This is a genomic window from Brevibacillus nigriterrae (genome assembly GCF_049846925.1).
Lineage (GTDB): Bacteria > Bacillota > Bacilli > Brevibacillales > Brevibacillaceae > Brevibacillus_H.
The window spans coordinates 93,060-115,329 of the sequence record NZ_JBNCMT010000016.1; the positions used below are offsets into that span (position 1 = coordinate 93,060).

The window sequence follows — 22,270 nt, forward strand, 5'->3', positions numbered from 1 at the left end:
TTCCCTCCCTTATTTCCCCAGACAGAATTGAGAGAAAATCTGGTCGATCAAATCTTCACCCACACTATCGCCAATTACTTCTCCAAGCAGCTCCCAGGCCCGTTTAATATCAATCTGTACCATATCAATCGGCATTTGAGCCTCAATCCCGCTGATCGCTTCCCGAATGGCCTGTTCTGCTTGTCTCAGCAGGTGAATATGACGGGCATTACTGACATAGGTCAAATCCTCCTGCTGGACTCGCCCACTAAAGAATAACCGGGCAATCGCTTCCTCTAACAACTCGATCCCCTTTTCTTCCTTAACCGAAGTCAAGATAAACGGCTGACCAGGAAAATGCTTTTGTACCAAATTCAAATCAATTTCTTGAGGCAGATCAGTTTTATTGATAATGACGATTACATTAAAGCCTTTTACCGCCTCAAAAATGGCTAGATCCTCTTGTGTGAGACGCTCATTGTAGTTCAACACTAATAAAATCAGATCCGCTTGTTGAAGGGCCTGACGTGATTTTTCTACCCCGATCTTTTCCACGATATCTTCTGTTTCGCGGATTCCAGCCGTATCAATTAATTTTAGCGGAACTCCACGGACATTCACATACTCTTCGATGACGTCCCTTGTTGTCCCCGCCACATCAGTGACGATTGCTTTTTCCTCTTGCACAAGGCTGTTCAATAACGAGGATTTCCCTACGTTCGGTCTTCCTACAATGGCAGTAGACAAGCCGTCCCTCAGGATTTTACCTTGCTTTGCTGTTTGCAACAGTCGGTAAATCTCCTTTTGAACCTCTTCACACTTTTTGTACAGGAAATTTTGCGTTACTTCCTCCACATCGTGTTCCGGATAATCCAAAGTAACCTCGATATGAGCCATTGCCTCAATCAGGTCTTGCCGCAACGCACGAATCAATTTGGAGAGCTTTCCCTCCACTTGCGAAAGAGCTACTTTCATCGCTCTATCTGTCTTGGATCGTATAATGTCAATGACGGCTTCCGCCTGTGATAGATCGATCCTCCCATTCAGGAAAGCTCGTTTCGTAAATTCACCAGGTTCAGCTAGTCTTGCCCCATTTTCCAAGACCAAATCCAATACCCTCTCAACGGAAACAAGCCCGCCATGACAATTGATTTCCACAACATCTTCTCGTGTGAACGTCCGTGGTTCCCTCATCACGGAAACCAAAACTTCTTCCACAAGCTCTTCTGTCTCGGGAACTCGCAACGTTCCGTAATGAATGGTATGTGTATCGACTGTTAATAACTTGTGTTTTCCTCTAAAAATTCTATCCACAATCGGAATCGCTTCTGATCCACTCACTCGAATAATGGCAACCCCGCCTTCTCCCATAGCAGTGGCACAGGCAGCAATCGTGTCCATTTTCACAAAGATTCACCTCAAAACTACTTTAAAAAATAGAGCTGTCTTCCTAAAAGAATAGGATATCATACATTATCCACAATTAACAGGGAAAGGAAAAGCAACCTGCCCATTCAGGTTGCTATCCACTTATCCACAGTATGAACTTTATCAGTGCAGACGAAACATCCTACGTTAAATGTGGACAAAAATACTGCCATAACCATTTTTCACGCACAAAAAAAAAAGAGGCTTTGATTAAGCCTCTTTTGGTGCTACTACAATATAACGGTGAGGTTCTTCTCCCTCGCTGAACGTCGTGACCTCAGAACGTTTTTGCAAGAACGCATGAATGACTTTGCGTTCGGCTGCGGACATTGGTTCTAGACGAACATTCCGGTTGGTTTGTACTGCTTTTTTTGCAATTCGTTCTGCTAGTTGTTCCAACGTCTCTTTGCGGCGAAGACGATAACTTTCCGCATCAAGGATAATCCGAACATGCTTTTCTGCATGACGATTAGCAACAACATTGACGAGATACTGCAAAGCGTCCAAGGTTTGCCCTCGACGACCGATGATTATACCGAGATTGCTGCCCAAAATGTCGAAAAGAACGCCCTCTTCATGCTGACGAGTCTCTACTCTAGCATCAACTTTCATGTTTGCCAGAACATCTTTTAAGAATTTAATACCCTCTTCAATCGGATCATAGTGAAATTCCACTTCAACTTTCGCATCACGAGTACCAAACAAGCCGAATAATCCTTTGCTTGGCTCTTCAATAATACGAATCTGTACCCGATCGCGAGGCACTTGCAACTCTTGTAAGGCTTTTACAATAGCATCATCAATCGTTTTCGCCGTGGCCACCACCTTTTTCACTTGGCGGTTCCCCCCTTAGGACTCACTTGCTTGTTGGTATCTTTATACAAGAAATAGGTTTGAACGATCGTAAACAAGTTTCCGTATACCCAATACAACGATAAAGCAGAAGGCAACGTTACCGCAATCGCAAGGATCATCAATGGCATCATAACCAGCATCATTTTCATCTGTGGATTATCTGTCATAGCAGAACCCATCATCTTTTGCTGGAAGTATGTAGTCACTGCAGCCAAGACTGGCAAGATATAGTACGGATCGGGAACGCCCAGTGACATCCACATAAAGGTGTGTGTCTTGATTTCCGGCGTACGGATAATCGCATGATAGAATGCAATCAAGATTGGCATCTGAACCAGTAAAGGCAAGCAACCAGCTAATGGGTTGACATTGTTCTTTTGGAACAGAACCATTGTTTCCTGTTGAGCTTTTTGCGGATCATTTTTATGTTTTTCACGAATTTTTTGCAGTTCTGGTTGGATCGCCTGCATTGCTTTGGAGCTCTTGATTTGCTTGATCATCAAAGGCAATGTAATCAAACGAATAATAATCGTCGCTACCAGGATTCCTAACCCATAGCTTCCAGCTAGTACGAGAGAAGATTCTTTGATTAGCCAGGAAAGCGGCCATACAAAAAACTTGTCCCATATACCGGTTGCGTCAGGACCAATCGGAGGAGGGTTTTGAACATTGCAACCTGATAGGAAAACCATAAGGAGTCCAAACAGGAGCACAAGAGTAAAACGACTACGCAAGGGGGTATTCCTCCTTTAATTACTGCTTCTTTTTATCTGGAACTGGGTCAAACCCACCAGGATGAAAAGGATGGCATTTCAAAATACGACAAATGGCTAACCATCCACCTTTTAAAGCTCCATGCATCTTGATTGCTTCTATCGCATAGTGCGAACAAGTAGGAGCGAAACGGCAGGACGGTGGTTTCAACGGAGAAATGAATAATTGATATCCCCTGATGAGCCAAACCAATAAAACCTTCATCTATGATTCATCCCTGCTTTTCATATGTATAGATCCAAGCGCAAATATGTTGGCTCGTTTCATTACGTGTGCAAGAGAACCTTTTATCAAGTCAATCGTCATCTCAGCAGTGGCGGGTCTAGCAATGATTACTAAATCAATAGAAGGAAGTATCCTATCTTCCAAACTAGCAACTGCTTCACGAATATATCGTTTCACCCGATTCCTCATAACAGCGTTACCAATTTTTTTGCTGACAGAAATACCAACCCTGAATTTCGCTTGATCCTCTTTTGGCATCACATACAAAATGAATTGTTTGTTTGCCGTTGACTTCCCCTGCTGAAAAACAACTTGAAACTCTTCATTCTTTCTTAGTCGATGCGAGTGATGCAAAGACTACAACCCCTAACATCAACATTATAGTAAAAAAAGACCGCACCATCCACCTAGTATATCCAAAATGGCCTCTTTTTTTATCCAAAATATTCGACATGGATATAGAAAAAAAAGGCCACTTCGTTTTGTGGCCTAAGCAGAAAGAACTTTTCTACCTTTACGACGACGGGCAGCCAAAACTTTACGGCCATTTTTCGTACTCATACGAGTGCGGAACCCGTGATCTTTTTTGCGTTTACGGTTGTTAGGATTAAAAGAAGGTTTCATGGTGTTTACACCTCCATTTCAAAAGGCATTCTTTCGCATTATAAAGAGATACTATGAAAAAGTCAAGGTGTTCTACAATAATAACCCGTTAACTATTATCCCCAATTCATTATTTCCCAAGATTGTGGACAAAGAAAATATCCACATTTTTTTATCTACATGGATATGAACAGCTTGTACACAAAATATTGAGGTGTGAATAGATCTTAGGCACAATCCGTAGTGTTTGTGGATAACCCCGAAAAAACCATTGAAAACACTCATTTTATTTGATATTATGTTTGTGTTTTACAGCGTGAATAAATTAATCCAATGATATTGTTTTCCACAGCATGTGGATAAGATTGTGGACAGATTTCCACTCCTGTGAAAATGTTCATCCACAGGGATGCGGATAACCGTCTACTTTTTTTCGCCTCACTACAGATAATCGTTATTTTAATAATAAAATTATCCACAATTGTTTGGTATAGAAAGGGGGGATTTTTGGTGGATGCAGCTATAAGTGAACTATGGCGGAAAGTCCTCGCTACAATAGAAAAAACATTAAGCAAGCCCAGTTTTGATACCTGGTTGAAAGCAACCAAGGCCACAACGTTAGAAGAAGATGCACTCATCGTAACTGCTCCTAATGAGTTTGCCCGAGATTGGTTAGAAACCCGCTACTCGCCACTCATTACAGATACACTTTATGAAACGACGGGTATTAATATGAAAGTAAAATTCGTCGTACCCCAAAATCCCGATTTACATTTACTTGACGAGATCCCTATGGCTCGAGTGAAGGAAAATACGCATTCTCCAGTTGGAGATGACCAACCGCCGAGTATCCTTAATCCAAAGTACACATTTGATACGTTCGTTATCGGATCAGGCAACCGTTTCGCTCACGCAGCATCACTTGCTGTTGCAGAAGCTCCTGCAAAAGCGTACAACCCGCTCTTTATTTACGGGGGCGTAGGGTTAGGCAAAACTCACTTGATGCACGCCATTGGCCATTATGTTATTCAGCATAATCCTGCAGCCAAGGTGGTATACCTTTCATCTGAAAAATTTACGAATGAGTTCATTAACTCGATTCGTGACAATAAAACAGTCGAATTTCGGAACAAATACCGCAGCGTCGATGTTCTATTAATTGACGATATTCAGTTTTTGGCAGGGAAAGAACAGACACAAGAAGAGTTTTTCCATACCTTCAACGCACTTCATGAGGAAAGCAAACAAATTATCATTTCGTCTGACCGACCGCCAAAAGAAATACCAACACTTGAGGATCGTCTGCGTTCCCGCTTCGAATGGGGTCTGATTACAGACATTCAACCACCGGATCTGGAAACCAGGATTGCGATTTTGCGGAAAAAAGCAAAAGCAGAGAATCTCGATATTCCAAATGAGGTCATGGTGTATATCGCCAACCAAATTGACAGCAATATTCGCGAGCTCGAAGGTGCACTTATCCGAGTCGTTGCTTATTCTTCTTTGATCAATCGCGATATTGATACGGGACTTGCTTCTGAAGCATTGAAGGATATCATTCCTTCTTCTAAACCGAGAGTCATTTCCATTATTGATATACAACGGGCAGTAGGCGATTTATTTAACCTCAAACTGGAAGATTTCAAAGCAAAAAAACGTACAAAATCGGTAGCGTTTCCAAGACAGATTGCCATGTACCTGTCTCGTGAATTGACGGATTCCTCCCTCCCCAAAATCGGAGATGAATTTGGCGGAAGAGACCACACAACTGTTATTCATGCTCATGAGAAAATATCGACATCATTGGTTTCTGATACCCAGCTTCAACAAACTGTGCAAACACTGATTGAGAAACTGAAGAATGGTAGTTAACTGTGAATAACTAGGAAAGGCCTATACACAACTTACCCACATGTGTATAGGCTCTCTTCATTCTATTTAACGTAGATATCCACAAATTCACACGCCCTACTACTACTTCTGTTAAAAAATTAATGTAAATTAGTAAGTTATGAAATGAATCACAAAGATATGCCTAAGCACCAAAAATTAAATCCATCCACTTGTATGGAGGTTACCCAATCATGCAAATCACTGTGTCACGAGAAAAATTGGCTACCGCTGTCTCTCATGTTATGAAAGCCGTTTCTACTAGAACGACTATCCCGATTTTGACAGGGATCAAAATGAAAGCAGACGAAGAAGGGCTAACGTTAACAGCAAGCGATTCAGATATTTCCATTGAAGTACATGTGCCATTGGAAGAAGGGGAAAGTTGGGGAGTCACCGTTCACCAACAAGGAAGTATCGTTCTTCCTGCTCGTATTTTCAGTGAAATCGTACGCAAATTACCGGGAAGCGAAGTTCATCTGCTGGTAGATGAACGCTTGGCTACATTGATTCAATCTGGTCATGCGGAGTTTACAATTAACGGGATGAATGCCAACGATTTTCCGCAGCTTCTCCAAATTGAAGAAGAGAAGATTTTCAGCATTCCTAGCGATTTGTTGAAAACAATGATTAGACAAACCGTTTTTGCAGTGTCTACTTCCGAAATGCGTCCGATTCTTACTGGTGTGATGTGGACATTGGAAGATGGACAGTTAAAATTTGTTTCAACAGACAGTCATCGTTTGGCTAGCCGATCTGCTGTGGTAGAATGTTCTCATGAACTACGTTTCAACAATGTAGTAGTGCCAGGAAAAAGTTGTAACGAGCTTGTGAAAATCCTTGATGACGATCAAGCGCCAGTGGATATTATTGTTGGTGACAATCAGATTTTGGTTCGTTCACGCAATATTTTGTTCTATTCCCGCTTACTTGAGGGCACTTACCCGGACACATCCCGAATCATTCCTCAAGGAAGTAAAACTGACATGGTGTTGAATACCAAAGAATTCCTGCAATCTATCGAACGTGCTTCTCTATTGAGCAGAGAAGGAAAATCCAATGTGGTTCGTCTGGCTACACTTGCTGACGGAAATGTGGAGATTTCCTCCAATGCTCCGGAGATTGGGAAAGTAACCGAGATCGTTTATCCAGTCACCTTGAATGGTGAGGAATTAAAAATTTCATTTAATGCAAAATATATGATTGATGCATTACGTTCTGTTGACAGTGGAGAAATCCGTGCAAACTTCACAGGAGCGATGAGCCCGTTTATTATTCGTCCAACCGATAATGATTGGACATTGCACCTCATTTTGCCGGTTCGTACGTACTAGTCACAGAGATGATCGTAGAAAGGGGATTTACCCATGGACCAACTCGTATCCATTCATACCGAATATATCCCCCTTGGCCAATTTCTCAAATTAGCAGGGATTATTGATACGGGTGGGATGGCGAAAGCATTTCTCGCTGAAGTTCCGATCAAGGTTAACGGAGAGATTGATAACCGCCGAGGACGCAAACTATATCCAGGAGACCAGGTAGAAGTGGAAGGATATGGAGTCTATCAAGTGACCGGAAAGTGAGAGGAGATCGGTTGTTTTGTTGTTACGTAACTTACAAGTAAACAACTATCGTAATTATTCTTCCGTATCTCTTTCTTTTGATAAAAATATCAACCTGTTTGTAGGGAATAATGCACAGGGAAAAACCAATCTTCTCGAATCGATTTATGTCCTTGCTTTAGCAAAGTCACATCGAACCTCACGTGATAAGGAACTGATTGCTTGGGGAAAAGAGTATGCAACAATCCGTAGCGAGATCGAACGGCGCTACGGATCTGTTCGTTTAGAGATACAATTGACAAACAAGGGCAAGAAAGCCAAAATAAACGGTTTGGAGCAGCGGAAGCTAAGCGAATACATCGGTGCGCTTAACGTCGTTATGTTTGCTCCAGAGGATTTGGCGATTGTGAAAGGGGCTCCCGCCCAGAGAAGACGATTTCTGGATATGGAAATCGGCCAGGTGTCCCCAACCTATCTGTATTATTTAAGCAATTACAATAAAGTACTAGCGCAACGAAATCAGTTGTTAAAAGATCTTTCCATGAAGAAACAGAATTCCACTGAGATGATGCCCATTTGGAATATTCAACTGGCTGAATTAACAGTAAAAATTTTAAAGAAACGTTTTGAGTTTTTACGCAAGCTGGAAGTGTGGGCAAGGACGATTCACGCTGGGATTACGGACGGCAAAGAGGTATTGTCGATTCATTATGAAAATTCTTCACCTGTCCGAGATGAGATGGAGAGTACTTTTGCGGGCGAGATCATGATACAATCATTAGAACAGCTTTTTGAGAAAGAGAAGCAAAGAGGCAGTACACTCATCGGTCCGCACCGGGATGATTTCTCGCTCAAAGTAAACGGAATTGATGTTCAAACCTATGGCTCACAAGGTCAACAAAGGACAACCGCTCTTTCACTGAAACTAGCTGAGATAGAGTTGATTAAAGAGGAGATTGGTGAGTATCCCATTCTCCTGCTTGATGATGTATTGTCTGAACTGGATGAATATAGACAAACGTTATTGCTAGAAACAATCCAGGATAAGGTACAGACGTTTGTGAGTACGACTGGTGTGGAAGGCTTAAAGCATCAGGTGTTACAGCAAGCGGCACGTTTTACCGTACAGGAAGGAAAAATATCCGAAGAAAGTTAGGGTGGAATGGCATGTTTATCCATATCGGTGGAGATACTGTGGTGAGCACCAAGGAAGTCATTACCATCATTGACCATCAGTCGGTCAAAACTTCTAAGATTTCGCGGAAATTCATCCAAGATGAAAGAAAAAATAAAGTTTTAGTAGAAGATGATATGGAAGAAGCCAAATCCTACGTAATAACCAAGGATGCCATATACTGTTCACCGATCTCCTCGCTGACTCTCAAGCGACGGGCGCAGTTTGTGAATAGCTTAGACCAATTTCCTTCTGTACAAACTGATTTGGAGGAGTTGACAGAGTAGTGGAACAAGTACCAACGCAAGAAACGAATTATGATGCCAGTCAGATACAAGTTTTGGAAGGGTTAGAGGCTGTTCGGAAACGTCCCGGTATGTATATCGGTTCTACTAGCAGTCGCGGCTTGCATCATCTGGTTTGGGAAATCGTAGATAACTCAATTGACGAGGCGTTAGCTGGTCATTGTGATGATATTCATGTCTATATTCGTCCTGACAACTCGATTCGTGTAACGGATAATGGTCGAGGAATTCCTACTGGTATCCACGAGAAGACAGGGAAATCAACTGTTGAAACTGTTTTGACCGTATTACATGCTGGTGGTAAATTTGGCGGCGGTGGCTATAAAGTATCCGGTGGTCTTCACGGGGTAGGTAGCTCGGTTGTTAACGCACTTTCTGAATGGATGGAAGTAGAGGTTCACCAAAACAACAACATTTATTTCATGAAATTCAATGTTGGTGCGCCAGAAGCAGACTTGGCTATTGTTGGTCAGACGGATAAAACGGGTACAACAGTAACCTTCAAGCCGGACCCGACCATTTTTACAGAAACAACTGTTTTCGAATATGAAATTTTGCAAAAGCGCATCCGTGAGCTTGCATTCTTGAATAAGGGATTACGAATTACCCTTCATGATGAGCGTGAAGAACAAGAGAAAACAGAAGTATTCTACTACGAGGGCGGTATTATTTCCTTCGTTGAATACTTGAATAAAAATCGTGTGAAAATGCATGACGATGTCATTTATTGTGAGGGTGAGAGAGACGGTCTCCAGGTAGAGGTTGCACTCCAATACAATGACAGCTATGTAAGTAATATTTACTCTTTCGCCAATAATATTAATACACACGAAGGCGGAACGCATGAATCCGGCTTCAAAGCTGCGTTAACACGTGTAATCAATGACTATAGCCGTAAGTTTAATTTCCTCAAAGAAAAGGATCAAAATCTCTCCGGTGATGATGTTCGTGAAGGAATCACTGCCATTATCTCTGTGAAGATTCCAGAACCGCAATTTGAGGGGCAAACCAAAACCAAATTAGGAAACTCGGAAGCAAAAAGCATCACGGAATCCGTGTTCTCCGAAAAGTTCAATAGCTTCATGGAAGAAAATCCAGCTGTTGCGAAAAAGGTTGTAGAAAAAGCACTGATGGCTGCTCGTGCTCGTGAGGCGGCTCGTAAAGCAAGAGAGTTAACGAGACGGAAAAACGCATTGGAAGTAAGCGCACTCCCAGGAAAATTGGCTGACTGTTCTTCACGAGATCCTCACGAGAGTGAATTGTTCGTGGTCGAGGGAGACTCTGCGGGCGGATCTGCCAAGATGGGACGTGATCGTCATTTTCAGGCGATTCTACCGCTGCGTGGTAAAGTACTCAACGTTGAGAAATCTCGTTTGGATAAAATCTTGGCTAACAACGAAATTCGAGCGATTATTACCGCTTTGGGAACAGGTATCGGTGAAGACTTTGATATTTCAAAGGCACGCTACCACAAAATTGTCATCATGACCGATGCCGACGTCGACGGATCTCACATTCGTACATTGCTGCTAACCTTCCTTTATCGTTATATGAGACCGCTGATTGAAGGCGGGTATGTCTATATTGCACAACCGCCGCTATACAGCATCAAGCAAGGAAAACAAATGCACTATGCGTATAGTGATCGTCAAAGAGACGCAATCCTTGAAACACTGAAGCCTATTCCTAAGCCGGCAATCCAGCGTTATAAAGGTTTGGGTGAGATGAACGCTGAACAATTGTGGGAAACGACGATGGATCCTGAAGTTCGTTCTCTTTTACAGGTGGACCTGGAAGATGCGATGGATGCTGATATGGTGTTCGAGACGCTGATGGGTGATGAAGTAGAGCCTCGCCGTGAATTCATTGAAGATTATGCGAGAAATGTGCGTAATTTAGATATTTAATCAACCCAAAAAAGCTTGGTTATTCCAACGTAGTGTTTAACAATACACTCTGTTGAATAACCAAGTCCTTTTTTATATTTTGAGAAAAATAGTAGCGACTGATAAGGGGAGGATTGCGGTGTCCATACGTCTTAGGCTTCTACTTTCGTTCACGACCGCTCTTATGGTCACTGTCGTGCTTTTTGCACTGACCGCTTATTTGATCACAGTTACCGTGACGGGTGACGTGCGGAGCTTCAGTGATTTTTACAGAATCCATTACAAGCTAAATCCGTTGACGGAAGCGGAAGAGCGAATTTTTCTGGATTTGAAGTCCCTTGTAAAAACAAATCCCGAAAAACTAATGGACAGTGAGCTACTCAGCGATTACGATTTTCAGTTGCGAATGGTACAGGCTGGTTTGTATTTACGGAAAGAATCAAATGAATTGTTCATTTCGCCTTCCCTTCGTGAACCGAATCTTGGCGCTGCATTGCCTGACTACGAAATGAGCAATAATGCCATACGTAACTCGTTTAACTACGGGAGCCGTTTTTTCTCCTATGCCAAATTCGATTTTATGTTTCCGGACAAAGAGCGAGGCAGCATTTATGTGCTTCGGGAACGAAGTCCTTTTGCTGAAATGATCCGAAAGCTGTTTCCCATCCTGATTGTTGTCTTATTTGCATTCCTGCTGCTCACCAATGGGTTATTATACCGTCTGGTTACCCGGTCGATTATTATGCCGCTTAACAGGCTTCGCCAATCGGCGGAACGGATCAAAGAAGGTGATTTGCAGTTTTCAGTGAAGGTGCAGGGGAATGACGAGATTGGTCAACTGGGCATGTCATTTGAGGAAATGCGTCGACAGTTGAAGCATTCCGTCCAGATGCAGTTGCAGTATGAAGAAAACCGTAAAGAGCTGCTGTCAAATATTTCGCATGATTTGCGAACCCCAATCACCACGATCAAGGGATATGTAGAAGGTATTCGGGATGGTGTGGCGAGCTCTAAGGAGATGATGGACAAGTACCTCGGTACAATCCATGCAAAGGTCATCGTACTGGATCGTCTGGTGGACGAACTCTTTTTATATTCCAAGCTGGATTTGCAAAAGGTACCGTATTCGTTCGAACAAGTGGACATTCGCTGCTTTTTCCAGGAAATGATCGATGAGGTTCAGTTTGATTTTGAGTTAAAAGGCATCCGCATTGACAAGGAGTTCCCGAACCATCAGGTAATGGTCATCATCGATCGAGAGAAGCTGAAGCGGGTCGTTTTAAATTTAATCGATAACTGTGTGAAGTATATGGATAAGCCGGACAAGCGTATCACCATGCGAATTACGGAACAGGCAGAGAAAGTAACCATCGAAATCCAGGACAATGGACCGGGTATCCGTCCAGAACAGCTCCCGTTTGTTTTCGAGAAGTTTTACAGAGCAGAAACGCCGAGTGAGACAGATAAAGATGGCAGTGGGCTTGGGCTTGCCATCGCTAGACAACTGATCGAGGGGCATGGCGGGGAAATTTGGGCGAAAAGTGAGTGGGGACAAGGCGTATCCGTCTTTTTTACATTGAAAAAAGCTGCGGCAAGCGCAGCAGATGGCGGTGCAGAATCATGACAAACATTCTGATCGTGGAAGATGAATTGGCAATTGCGGAACTACAGCGAGATTACTTCGTACTGCACGGGTTTCAGGTTGATATTTGCTTGACTGGAACTGAAGGATTGCGGCATGCCCGTAATGGCGGTTACGATCTGATCATTCTCGATCTGCAACTGCCGGGAATCGATGGCTTCGAGTTGTGCAAGCAAATTCGGGATATTTGCGACGTACCGATTCTGATTGTTTCCGCTAAAAAAGAGGAAGTCGACAAAATCAGGGGCTTCGGCCTCGGTGCTGATGACTTCGTGACGAAGCCGTTTAGTCCGAGTGAACTGGTTGCCCGGGCAAAGGCCCATTTGTCACGGTATAAGCGACTGGTCGGTAGTGGCAAGAAGGCAACATCGGACGAGATCTGTATCCGTGAGCTGACGATTGATAAAGCGGCGCACCGTGTTTTTGTCCATGGGAAGGAAGTTGTTTTCACCGCACGGGAATTTGATCTTCTCGTCTTTCTAGCACTTCGCCCGAACCGGGTGTTCAGTAAAAAGGAATTGTTCGAACGCATCTGGGGACTTGATTCGACCGGGGATATTGCGACAGTCACCGTCCACGTAAGGCGGATACGGGAGAAGATAGAGACTGACCCGTCAAATCCGCAGTTTATCGAAACCGTTTGGGGAGCGGGGTATCGGTTTACGGTGTGATGAGAAATAAGGGTATGACAGTCGTTTAAAAAGAGTTTCGATGCTGTTTAGAAATTGTTAATCATTCGTTTCGAGCCCGTTTAGATTCGCCGTGTATCATAGATTTTGTAAGCAAGCGAATCGATAACAGGGAGGAAGAAAACGATGAAAAAACAGCTTACTAAAATGTCAGCCTTGGCTGTAGTTGCCATCCTTGGAGCGAATGCTTTGATGGGAGGCAGTACATTAGCTGCTGCAAGTAATCCGAACCATAAAAATATAGTTGCGGCAAAAGCCGACTACGGTATATATGAGAAAGCGATTCAAGAGTTGATTCGACAAGGCGTCTTGCAAGGTTATGCAGGCAGCAAGATGAAATCTGAACAGAATGTAACCCGTGCCGAATTGGCAAAAATGGTAGTCCTTGCCCTCCAATTGGAAAGCAAAAAGAGCGGCAGTACGTCAATGCAAGACGTGAATCCGGGCGACTGGTATCAAAGCTACGTCAACACGATCGTCGAGTTAGGTGGCATGTCAGGTGACAACGGAAAATTTTTGCCGAACAAGCCCGTTACACATGCGGAGTTGAGCCAAGTGGTTGCAAAAGCACTACAGCGAGACGTGATGTCCGTGCAATATTGGATGAAGGGCATGTTTAGTGCCAATAAATTTGCGACCCGTGGTGAAACTAGCCAATTACTCCTAACAGCACAAAAATCAATTCGCTCCGAAGCGGCAAAAATCACTTCTATCCGTTCGCTGAATAAGGTGACAATGGAATTGACGTTCGATCGGCCGATGACGATGGAAGACGAGAGCCTCGATGTATCACTGAAAAATTTTGTTTTTGATCATGATTTGGCAATCGTGAACCAGCCACGCTTAAAAACAGGCTCGTTCTCAACTTATATCCTGCCAACGAAAACACAAATGGCAGGGACGACTTACACACTGAACTATAAAGGGCGTCAGAGTGTTAACGTCGAGGGGAACGAAGAATTGATCCGCACGAATGAAGCTCGTCAGGTCGACAACGACTCGTTCGAAATCGAAATTTTGAAATCTGACAGCGTGACGGATTACGGCTATGTAATCTCTGCTTACTCTGCAGGTCGTGGCAAAAATGCGTTTATTCTAGACGAGAACAATATGTATAATGGTCAGCCATTCCAAATCGTCTCATCCTTGCGCAGCCGCAGTGTGACGATCACACCGGATGGCGGTGAGCCGATGACGGCTGCATACCTGCCATTTACACAATCAACCGACGGCAAACAAGAACCCAAGTTCCGCCTGCCAAATGGTGAAAAATTCAAGTCAGGTGTAAAATATACAGTGACATCCGATTGGTTGGAGATCAAGAATCCTACGTTCATTGCACAGGAAACTGCACCACTGCAAATCATGTCTGTCTCCCAAGGTGATGCAGCTACTCTGAATGTGACCTTAGCAAATGATCCAGGAGATGAGATCTTCGTATCTCGTGAAGTGAAGCTGATTGGCTCTGATGGGTCGGAACTGAAAGCGCAATATACGTTGCAGTCCCGCAAAGGTGCAACCGGCAAGTTTGCACTGCAGAACGGGGCGAAGTTAGTGGCAGGGGTAACATACAGCGTGCAGCCTGTAGGTGATTGGGCAGTTGCATCTAATGAGCTAATGATCACAGTGAAATAAACCAGCCACGAGGTCTTTTTATTGCTTAGCAATACAAAACGAATATGTTGAAGTCAATTGCACCCCTTTTAGAAGACATCGGAGAAATCTTTTGGTTAATCTGATGAATTCCAGGGGGTGCTTTTTTGGTGTTAAAAAAGGCGGAAAATTCCATTTATCTTGATGTCGTGGAGGAAAATTTGTCTATTCATTTTGCTTATCCCCTACATAATATACATCGAAGTGCGAAGGGTACCGGGGGTGAGTGATTGAAAATCAAGCTGTTATTTGCAAGCCATAATTTTATTTTCTTGCAGGATGTCATCTCATTATTTCAAAAACATCCAGATTTTGATGTCAAATTGGATAAATGGATCGATCGGACTCCGAATGAAAATAGTAAAATCCTATTAAATTGGGCAGATGTTATCATAGTCAACTATGTGTTAGCTCCTGCTGTATGGTACTCACAGCACAAGAAACCGAATCAAACGCTAATCATCCGGTACCATCGCTTTGAAATCGAAACTGAGCATCCGAAAATGCTTGAAGTAAAGAACATTGATAAATTAGTTTCAACGAGCCCCATTTTTCAATCCCGTATGGAAAATTTAATTGGTTTGTCAAAGCATCAGTCAGTTGCAATCTATAATCCGATCAATATCCAAAAATTCCAGCTTAATAAAAATGAAGGATCGGAGTTCCACCTCGGAATGTTAGGTTATTCTGTGAAGATAAAAAGAGCAGACAGAGCATTTGAGATATTTGAAAAACTAAAACAGCATGACAGTAGATATAAGCTTTTTTTTAAAGGGCCGACCGAGAACGAAAGGCCCAATGTCAGTGAGGAAGCCAGACGGATCATGGATGAGATCCATCAAAAACGAAAAAACCCGCTTTATCAAGACAGTGTGTTTTTTGATCAAGAGGGACCAGATGTGCCAGAGTGGTTTCGCAATATCGGGTTTATATTGTCAATGAGTGAGTTTGAAAGCTTTCACTGTTCATTGGCGGAAGGGATGGCCTCGGGTTGTATTCCGATGATTATTGCATGGCCAGGTGCAAACCTGATTTACCCTGAAGAGTTTATTAGCGCAGATATTGATGAGATTGTTCAAAAAATCCTGATGTACTCTCAAAATAAAGAACTGTTTGAGAGTAAACAAGAGGAAGTAATCGACTATTGCTTGGAAAACTTCTCTCACCATGTGATCTTTGATCAATTTCTGCAACACATCTTCGACTGTTTAGCTACAAAGGCTCGATTGAGAAAGCAAAGGTCTCCATACAGAAAGCGACGGATTAAAAAGCCGCGATTCAAAAAAACACGATTACGAACAACTTTCCGCAAGAGAAAAGTGCGTAGAAGATTGCGATTACATCGACGTACAACCAGACCTGCCTCAAAACGTCGTCGCCACATAGGGAAAAAACTAAAACAGAGACTTGCCTAGCCACATACACTAGAGGTACTGAGGAAGAGGTGATGAGAAGATGAGTGGATACCTATCCCTCTTGGTACTCTCCATTGCAATCGGTCTGGATGGAGTTAGTGTAGGTTTGACTTACGGACTGCGAAAAATGAAAATCCCTTTTCTTTCGTTGTGTGTGATTGGGTTATGTTCTTTCTTTGCTGTTTTTCTTGTTATGAGTGTAGGTATAAGCCTGATGGAATGGCTATCACCGCCCACAAGCCAAAAAATCGGTGCCAGTGTACTCATTTTTTTAGGGGTAATTACCCTTTGGCGAACGTTGACGATGAAAGTGCAAAACCATGAACAAAGTAAGCCGGAAATAATCACTGAAGAAAAACCAATTTCGCAGATAAAAGTTTTTGGGATCATCATTCAGATCTTGCGTGATCCTTCGTATGCAGACTCGGATCGTTCCGGTCATATTACCGGGTGGGAAGCAGTTATGTTGGGAATTGCCTTGTCATTGGATGCGTTCGGAGCAGGAATGAGCTTTGCTTTATTGGGCTACCCCCCTTTTCTTACTTCGATTCTCGTTGCTGTCATGAGTTCAGCTTTACTTTTTACTGGAACCATCATCGGGGAACGTTGTGAGCAAATCAAGTGGTTTCGGAGATTAACCTGGCTACCTCCTTTGTTGTTAATCTGCATTGGATTGTTAAAAGGAGTAAGTTAAAAATGGAGAAAAACTCTTAGCCGTTAAGTGAAACGGCTTTTTTTTTTTGCAGACTTTTGGTAAAGGACATAAGGTTTGATAATATGTATGTATTAATCATCTATTTGTATTTCTAGGAGGAAATGATTTTGGAAGAAACGACCCAATTAGTTCATCATGTTCTTTTATTACTCGTACTCATTTTAACTTTTGGGATCATATCAGGGAAAATTGCCAACAAGCTTAAGTTGCCAGACGTTGTACTATTTCTTATTGCTGGTTTGATACTGGGACAGGGCCTTCATTGGATAATTGAACCAAGTCGCTCGTTTACGAATCAGTTTATCTTAACGTTAGGTGCAACGTTAATTCTTTTTGACGGCGGCAGGCTGATCAGAATGGAGACACTAAAGAAAGTTTGGCTATCAGTTGTTATGTTAAGTATTCCAGGTGTTTTTATTACAACCGCTGTAGTTGCCTATGCAGTTGTTGCTTTTTTCGATTTACCTTGGATTTATGCTATTTTATTAGCTAGTATTATTGCCTCGACTGACCCGGCAACGTTGATTCCAGTTTTTAAGCAAATCCGTATCAAGCATAAAGTAAAAGAAACGGTTGAGAGTGAATCAGCTTTCAATGATGCAACTGCTTCAATCTTGACGTTTTCGGTTTTAGCGGTTGCTTTAGGAACGCAAAGCTTTTCCTTGGGACATGCCGTGGTAGATTTTCTGAAAGTTTCCATTGGCGGGATACTGGTAGGCTTGGTGATCGGGATAGCGATATCTTATCTCGTAGCACACTCCAAGCTTGGCTTTTTCAAAGATTACACCACCATATTTATGGTAGTAGCAGCAGTTGCTCCGTATTTAATTGGTGATTTACTCCATGTGAGTGGATTTATGGCGACGTTCGTAGCAGGACTTGTTTGGGGGAATACGTATTTGTTTGGATTCCATATGGAAGAAAAACAGGACGAGATGAACCATTTTATTGATAATATGACATTAAAAATGAGAATGATGATTTTTATTTTATTAGGCAGCCAGGTTGATTTGTTAGCGATTAGTAAATATTTATGGAGTGGACTTTTAGTCATCCTTGTTTTCATGTTTATTGCACGGCCACTAACGGTATATTTATGTACTCTCCCGGACAGAAAAGCGGAATGGACACAAAAGGAACGTCTTTTTATGTGCTGGGTCCGAGAAACTGGCGTCATTCCTGCAGCATTATCCGGTATGGTAACAGGTATGGGCGTTCCACATGCCGATATCATTGCCTCTGTAACATTTTTGGCAATTCTCATTACAATTCTATTACAAGCAAGTACGACAGCATTTGTGGCTAGAAAGTTGGGAGTTGAAGAAAACCAGGCTGCTGGGAAAATTGGTTAGTATTCATGTTTATCAGACTCTCTTTTTTGGACGAGATAAGCGCAATATGATATAATAAAGTATTGCGAAAACCAGTTGGAGGGTTATCCATTATGGTAGATGAATCAAGATTAACGAAAATTAATATAAGCCAAGAAATGCGCGACTCTTTTATCGACTACGCAATGAGCGTAATTGTCAGTCGTGCTCTTCCAGATGTACGTGACGGTATGAAACCGGTACATCGAAGAATCCTTTATGCCATGCATGATATGGGTCTTACTTCAGATAAACCATTCCGTAAATCGGCCAATGTTGTCGGGGAAGTAATGGCTAAATATCATCCTCATGGGGACTCTGCTATTTACGAATCTATGGTTCGGATGGCACAGGATTTCAATATGAGGTATTTGCTTGTAGAGGGTCAGGGGAACTTCGGTTCTGTGGATGGTGACCCGGCAGCTGCGATGCGTTATACCGAATCTAGACTTTCCAAAATAGCATCGGAACTACTGAGAGATATTGATAAAGAGACCGTAGATTTTATTCCAAACTATGATGGACGTGTAGAAGAACCTGTTGTTCTTCCTTCCAGATTTCCGAATCTGCTTGTGAATGGAGCGTCGGGGATTGCCGTAGGTATGGCTACCAACATCCCTCCACATAATTTAGGTGAGGTTATTGACGGGGTTATTGCGATGATTGATGACCCGAATGTAACCATCCAGGATTTGATGAAGATTATTAAAGGGCCGGATTTCCCGACTTATGGGGAAATTATTGGATATAGCGGTATTCGTCGTGCCTATGAAACAGGCCGTGGCTCGATTGTCATGCGTGCGAAAACCTTGATTGAAGAACACAAAGGAAAATCTCGTATTATTGTTACGGAAATTCCGTACCAAGTAAATAAGGCCAGACTTGTTGAAAAAATTGCTGAACTCGTTCGTGAGAAAAAAATCGACGGTATCACTGATTTGCGTGATGAGTCCGACCGTAAAGGTATGCGGATTGTTATTGAGCTGCGTCGAGATGTTGTTCCGAAGGTAGTACTGAACAATCTGTTTAAGCAGACACAGATGCAAAGTACATTTGGGGTTAATATGTTGGCACTCGTAGATAGCCGTCCTCGCGTGCTGAATTTGCGCGATCTCATATTCTATTATCTTGAGCATCAACGTGTCATTGTTCGTAGACGTACAGAGTTCGATTTGAGACAGGCGGAAGCACGAGCGCATATCTTGGAAGGTTTGCGTATTGCTCTCGACCATATTGATGAAATCATCAGCTTGATTCGTGCTTCCCGGACAGCCGAGTCTGCTCGTGAAGAGTTAATGAATCGATTTGAGTTAAGCTACGAGCAGGCGCAAGCCATTCTCGATATGCGTCTCCAACGTTTGACCGGGTTGGAACGTGAAAAAATCGAAAATGAATACCAAGAGCTGGTTGCTAAAATTGCTGAACTTAAGTCTATTCTTGCGGATGAAGGCAAAATCTATGCGATTATCCGTGAAGAAATCCTTGAGATTAGAGAAAGATACGCTGATGAACGACGGACTGTCATCACGATTGATGAGAACAGTATCGAGGATGCTGATCTGATTCCACAAGAGGATGTCGTCATTACATTAACCCATGGCGGTTATATCAAGCGTTTGCCAGCAACTACCTATCGGAGTCAAAAACGGGGTGGTAGAGGTGTACAAGGAGCTGGCACCAAGGATGATGACTTCGTTGAACATCTCCATATTGTCAATTCACATGACACGATCATGTTCTTCACTAGCAAAGGGAAAGTGTATCGCTTGAGAGGGTTCGAAATCCCTGATCTAAGCCGTACCGCAAAAGGAACCCCGATCATTAACCTGATTCAAATTGAAAAAGGGGAGCGGGTAAGTGCGGTAATTCCGGTAAAAGAATTCAGCGCTGACCATAACCTTTTCTTTGCAACGAAAAAAGGGATCGTGAAGAAAACCGATTTGTCGTCCTTTGAAAACATCCGTAAAGGTGGCTTGTTTGCTGTTAACTTACGGGAAGACGACGAATTGATTGCTGTTCGATTAACCGATGGCAATCAGGAGATTATGATGGGTACCAAATTAGGTATGTCTGTTCGTTTCCCGGAAAGTGATGTTCGTACAATGGGTCGTACCGCTACAGGTGTGAAAGGGATTACCCTCGATGAAGGCGACGATGTCATTGACATGGATGTAGTGAAACAGGGAGCAGATGTATTGATTGTTACTGCCAAGGGCTATGGAAAACGTACACCGATTGATGAGTATCGAATCCAGTCTCGTGGCGGGAAAGGGATTAAAACTCATAATGTTACTGACCGCAGCGGATATGTTGTCGGTTTGAAAATGGTAGAACCAACGGAAGATCTCATGGTTATCACAGGAACGGGTATCGTTATCCGTACTGAGACCAAAGGTATTTCGTTAATGGGACGCTACACACAAGGGGTCAAATTAATTCGACTTGCCGAGAATGAGGAAGTTCGCTCTATCGCTATTGTGGAAATGAGTGAGGAGAGTACAGAAACAAGCTCGGATGAAGACTCAGCGATTACTGATGTTGTTGAGGACGACACAAATATTGAGTAACAATAATGCCGATAAAGATGGTAGATATATTCTGCCATCTTTTTTCATTTTTGTGTAATATAAGAGCGTTTGGGGTGTGGGGATAGTAGATAGGGCTTTTCACTTGTATGGGAAAAGAGTAGTATAAATATATGAATTTGTGCTGCGGGGAGGATAACGTATGCCCATCGTGTCTGTTAAACACCTACCGATCGGGGCGGTTTTAGCTGAAGAAGTTCATACATCGCTTGGTGGGCTTTTATTCCCTAAGGGTACAATTATTCAAGAAAAGGATCTGGAGTTTCTTGAAGCCTTCTTAATCGGAGAAGTACACATAGAGGAAATAGAAGTAAGCAAGGTTGAAAAGAAAGATGAAAGTAAAGAGGAAAAGAACGAAGCCAAAACCCCTGCTAAGAAAGCAGTTGAAAAAAATAGTTTTGAGCAAAAGTATGATAAAGCCATTAATTCTTTAAAAAAATTATTGCTTCGGGTTCAGGGTGGTCAGAATATTCCTGTATTGGAGGTACGAGAGGTTATTACCCCTCTACTTCAAAATGTTCAGGAACAACCAAATATTTTGCTGGCCCTCAACCGGGTTGCGAGTGTTGATACATACACATACGAGCACTCCATCGCTGTTGGTATGCTTTCTTACACCATTGCCAAGTGGTTGAAATTACCCGAAAAAGAGTGGATGCAGATTGCATTAGCAGGGACATTGGTCGATATCGGTAAGTCAAAAATTGATCCAAAAATTCTGTGGAAACCAACAAAGTTAACCAACGATGAATTTGAGGAAATGAAAAAACATACGTTGTACGGATATCAATTAATTAAAGCTTCTCCAGGTTTGAATGAAGGGGTTGCCTTGGCTGCACTTCAACATCATGAGAGAGAAGATGGTTCTGGATATCCGCTTGGCTTAAAAGGAAATCAGCTTCATATTTATAGTAAAATTGTTGCTGTCGCAGATGTATACCATGCAATGTGCTCTGATCGAGTATATAAAAAAGCAGCCTCACCCTATGAAGTTGTTGATCAATTGCTACAAGATAGCTTCGGCAAGTTAGACCCTGGAATCGTTCATACCTTTATTAATGGAATTACACAGTTTGCGGTTGGTACGGTAGTTGAACTAAGTAATGGAGTCATTGGGAAGATTATCTTTACAGATCGTAATAATCCGACAAGACCATTAATTGAGACGAACGGCAAGATTATTAATCTAGCGGAAAATCGCAGTGTATCCATCAAAAAAGTAATGAGGAACAACGGGAAGTAAATAAGGTTAGCATCGAAAAGATCGGGTATTCTCGATCTTTTTAATTTGGTTGAAATTTTTTTCGTGAAACTGTTGACTTATACTATTCACATATGTTAAATTAATATAGTCGCTTGAGGGAAAACAAAAAAATGTTGACACTCGAAAGGCGACGTGATAGTATTATAAATCTGTGATGCTCTTTGAAAACTGAACAATAAAGCGTTTTATAGTGAATCAAAACACTAGCCAAGTGAATTGTTTTGCAGTTTAGAATCAACTCAACTTTATTGGA

At 42.4% G+C, this 22,270-nt stretch carries 20 protein-coding genes; 14 read left to right on the top strand and 6 right to left on the bottom strand.

Annotated elements, in window-relative coordinates:
- Positions 1 to 9 precede the first annotated feature (9 nt).
- The 6 genes from mnmE to rpmH all read right to left on the bottom strand — a co-directional run bounded on the left by mnmE (position 10) and on the right by rpmH (position 3,885).
- A complete protein-coding gene (mnmE, locus tag ACPW7N_RS13570; protein WP_425651633.1) occupies positions 10 to 1,386 on the bottom strand; it encodes a tRNA uridine-5-carboxymethylaminomethyl(34) synthesis GTPase MnmE in 1,377 nt (458 codons plus the stop codon).
- Positions 1,387 to 1,617: 231 nt separating this feature from the next.
- Entirely contained in the window at positions 1,618 to 2,241 is a 624-nt protein-coding gene (gene jag, locus ACPW7N_RS13575) for an RNA-binding cell elongation regulator Jag/EloR (protein ID WP_425651634.1), read from the bottom strand.
- The gene (gene yidC / locus ACPW7N_RS13580; protein WP_425651656.1) at positions 2,238 to 2,954 is read right to left on the bottom strand and encodes a membrane protein insertase YidC; all 717 of its coding nucleotides are present in this window, start codon (positions 2,952 to 2,954) and stop codon (positions 2,238 to 2,240) included. Before yidC ends, jag begins: the two co-directional genes overlap by 4 nt.
- 61 nt (positions 2,955 to 3,015) lie before the next feature.
- On the bottom strand, positions 3,016 to 3,240 hold the full coding sequence (yidD, locus tag ACPW7N_RS13585; protein WP_425651635.1) for a membrane protein insertion efficiency factor YidD: 225 nt from the start codon (positions 3,238 to 3,240) through the stop codon (positions 3,016 to 3,018).
- Positions 3,241 to 3,615 carry a ribonuclease P protein component gene (gene rnpA / locus ACPW7N_RS13590; RefSeq protein ID WP_425651636.1) on the bottom strand — a complete coding sequence of 125 codons (375 nt, stop codon included), beginning with the start codon at positions 3,613 to 3,615 and terminating at the stop codon, positions 3,241 to 3,243.
- A 135-nt stretch (positions 3,616 to 3,750) separates the two neighbouring features.
- Entirely contained in the window at positions 3,751 to 3,885 is a 135-nt protein-coding gene (gene rpmH, locus ACPW7N_RS13595) for a 50S ribosomal protein L34 (protein WP_425651637.1), read from the bottom strand.
- Positions 3,886 to 4,374: 489 nt separating this feature from the next.
- Between rpmH and dnaA the strand changes: the two genes are divergently transcribed.
- The 14 genes from dnaA to ACPW7N_RS13665 all read left to right on the top strand — a co-directional run bounded on the left by dnaA (position 4,375) and on the right by ACPW7N_RS13665 (position 21,996).
- Positions 4,375 to 5,736 (top strand): chromosomal replication initiator protein DnaA, encoded by a 1,362-nt coding sequence (gene dnaA / locus ACPW7N_RS13600; protein ID WP_425651638.1) that lies wholly within the window; start codon positions 4,375 to 4,377, stop codon positions 5,734 to 5,736.
- 212 nt (positions 5,737 to 5,948) lie between these two features.
- A complete protein-coding gene (gene dnaN / locus ACPW7N_RS13605; protein ID WP_425651639.1) occupies positions 5,949 to 7,088 on the top strand; it encodes a DNA polymerase III subunit beta in 1,140 nt (379 codons plus the stop codon).
- A 33-nt stretch (positions 7,089 to 7,121) separates the two neighbouring features.
- Positions 7,122 to 7,340: a S4 domain-containing protein YaaA gene (gene yaaA, locus ACPW7N_RS13610; RefSeq protein ID WP_425651640.1), complete on the top strand. Its 219-nt coding sequence runs from the start codon at positions 7,122 to 7,124 to the stop codon at positions 7,338 to 7,340.
- A 16-nt stretch (positions 7,341 to 7,356) separates the two neighbouring features.
- Positions 7,357 to 8,475, top strand: a complete 1,119-nt coding sequence (recF, locus tag ACPW7N_RS13615; RefSeq protein ID WP_425651641.1) for a DNA replication/repair protein RecF — start codon at positions 7,357 to 7,359, stop codon at positions 8,473 to 8,475.
- Between the two features lie 11 nt (positions 8,476 to 8,486).
- A complete protein-coding gene (gene remB, locus ACPW7N_RS13620) occupies positions 8,487 to 8,780 on the top strand; it encodes an extracellular matrix regulator RemB (RefSeq protein WP_425651642.1) in 294 nt (97 codons plus the stop codon).
- The gene (gyrB, locus tag ACPW7N_RS13625; protein ID WP_425651643.1) at positions 8,780 to 10,705 is read left to right on the top strand and encodes a DNA topoisomerase (ATP-hydrolyzing) subunit B; all 1,926 of its coding nucleotides are present in this window, start codon (positions 8,780 to 8,782) and stop codon (positions 10,703 to 10,705) included. The genes remB and gyrB overlap by 1 nt, the downstream gene beginning before the upstream one ends.
- 118 nt (positions 10,706 to 10,823) lie before the next feature.
- Positions 10,824 to 12,308 carry a sensor histidine kinase gene (locus ACPW7N_RS13630; protein WP_425651644.1) on the top strand — a complete coding sequence of 495 codons (1,485 nt, stop codon included), beginning with the start codon at positions 10,824 to 10,826 and terminating at the stop codon, positions 12,306 to 12,308.
- Positions 12,302 to 12,997 carry a response regulator transcription factor gene (locus tag ACPW7N_RS13635; RefSeq protein WP_425651657.1) on the top strand — a complete coding sequence of 232 codons (696 nt, stop codon included), beginning with the start codon at positions 12,302 to 12,304 and terminating at the stop codon, positions 12,995 to 12,997. Before ACPW7N_RS13630 ends, ACPW7N_RS13635 begins: the two co-directional genes overlap by 7 nt.
- A gap of 144 nt (positions 12,998 to 13,141) precedes the next feature.
- The gene (locus ACPW7N_RS13640; RefSeq protein ID WP_425651645.1) at positions 13,142 to 14,650 is read left to right on the top strand and encodes an S-layer homology domain-containing protein; all 1,509 of its coding nucleotides are present in this window, start codon (positions 13,142 to 13,144) and stop codon (positions 14,648 to 14,650) included.
- A 248-nt stretch (positions 14,651 to 14,898) separates the two neighbouring features.
- On the top strand, positions 14,899 to 16,083 hold the full coding sequence (locus ACPW7N_RS13645) for a glycosyltransferase family protein (protein WP_425651646.1): 1,185 nt from the start codon (positions 14,899 to 14,901) through the stop codon (positions 16,081 to 16,083).
- Positions 16,084 to 16,123: 40 nt separating this feature from the next.
- The gene (ytaF, locus tag ACPW7N_RS13650) at positions 16,124 to 16,777 is read left to right on the top strand and encodes a sporulation membrane protein YtaF (RefSeq protein WP_425651647.1); all 654 of its coding nucleotides are present in this window, start codon (positions 16,124 to 16,126) and stop codon (positions 16,775 to 16,777) included.
- Between the two features lie 128 nt (positions 16,778 to 16,905).
- Positions 16,906 to 18,150, top strand: a complete 1,245-nt coding sequence (locus ACPW7N_RS13655) for a cation:proton antiporter (protein WP_425651648.1) — start codon at positions 16,906 to 16,908, stop codon at positions 18,148 to 18,150.
- A 92-nt stretch (positions 18,151 to 18,242) separates the two neighbouring features.
- Positions 18,243 to 20,735: a DNA gyrase subunit A gene (gene gyrA / locus ACPW7N_RS13660; protein ID WP_425651649.1), complete on the top strand. Its 2,493-nt coding sequence runs from the start codon at positions 18,243 to 18,245 to the stop codon at positions 20,733 to 20,735.
- Positions 20,736 to 20,895: 160 nt separating this feature from the next.
- A complete protein-coding gene (locus ACPW7N_RS13665; protein ID WP_425651650.1) occupies positions 20,896 to 21,996 on the top strand; it encodes an HD-GYP domain-containing protein in 1,101 nt (366 codons plus the stop codon).
- Positions 21,997 to 22,270 lie beyond the last annotated feature (274 nt).

Bases quoted from the DNA above. Each gene is read 5' to 3' on its own strand.
- ACPW7N_RS13665 (WP_425651650.1), top strand. From the start codon at position 20,896: ATGCCCATCGTGTCTGTTAAACACCTACCGATCGGGGCGGTTTTAGCT.
- rpmH (WP_425651637.1), bottom strand. From the start codon at position 3,885: ATGAAACCTTCTTTTAATCCTAACAACCGTAAACGCAAAAAAGATCAC.
- gyrA (WP_425651649.1), top strand. From the start codon at position 18,243: ATGGTAGATGAATCAAGATTAACGAAAATTAATATAAGCCAAGAAATG.
- ytaF (WP_425651647.1), top strand. From the start codon at position 16,124: ATGAGTGGATACCTATCCCTCTTGGTACTCTCCATTGCAATCGGTCTG.
- remB (WP_425651642.1), top strand. From the start codon at position 8,487: ATGTTTATCCATATCGGTGGAGATACTGTGGTGAGCACCAAGGAAGTC.
- dnaN (WP_425651639.1), top strand. From the start codon at position 5,949: ATGCAAATCACTGTGTCACGAGAAAAATTGGCTACCGCTGTCTCTCAT.
- yidD (WP_425651635.1), bottom strand. From the start codon at position 3,240: ATGAAGGTTTTATTGGTTTGGCTCATCAGGGGATATCAATTATTCATT.
- yaaA (WP_425651640.1), top strand. From the start codon at position 7,122: ATGGACCAACTCGTATCCATTCATACCGAATATATCCCCCTTGGCCAA.
- yidC (WP_425651656.1), bottom strand. From the start codon at position 2,954: ATGGTTTTCCTATCAGGTTGCAATGTTCAAAACCCTCCTCCGATTGGT.
- ACPW7N_RS13640 (WP_425651645.1), top strand. From the start codon at position 13,142: ATGAAAAAACAGCTTACTAAAATGTCAGCCTTGGCTGTAGTTGCCATC.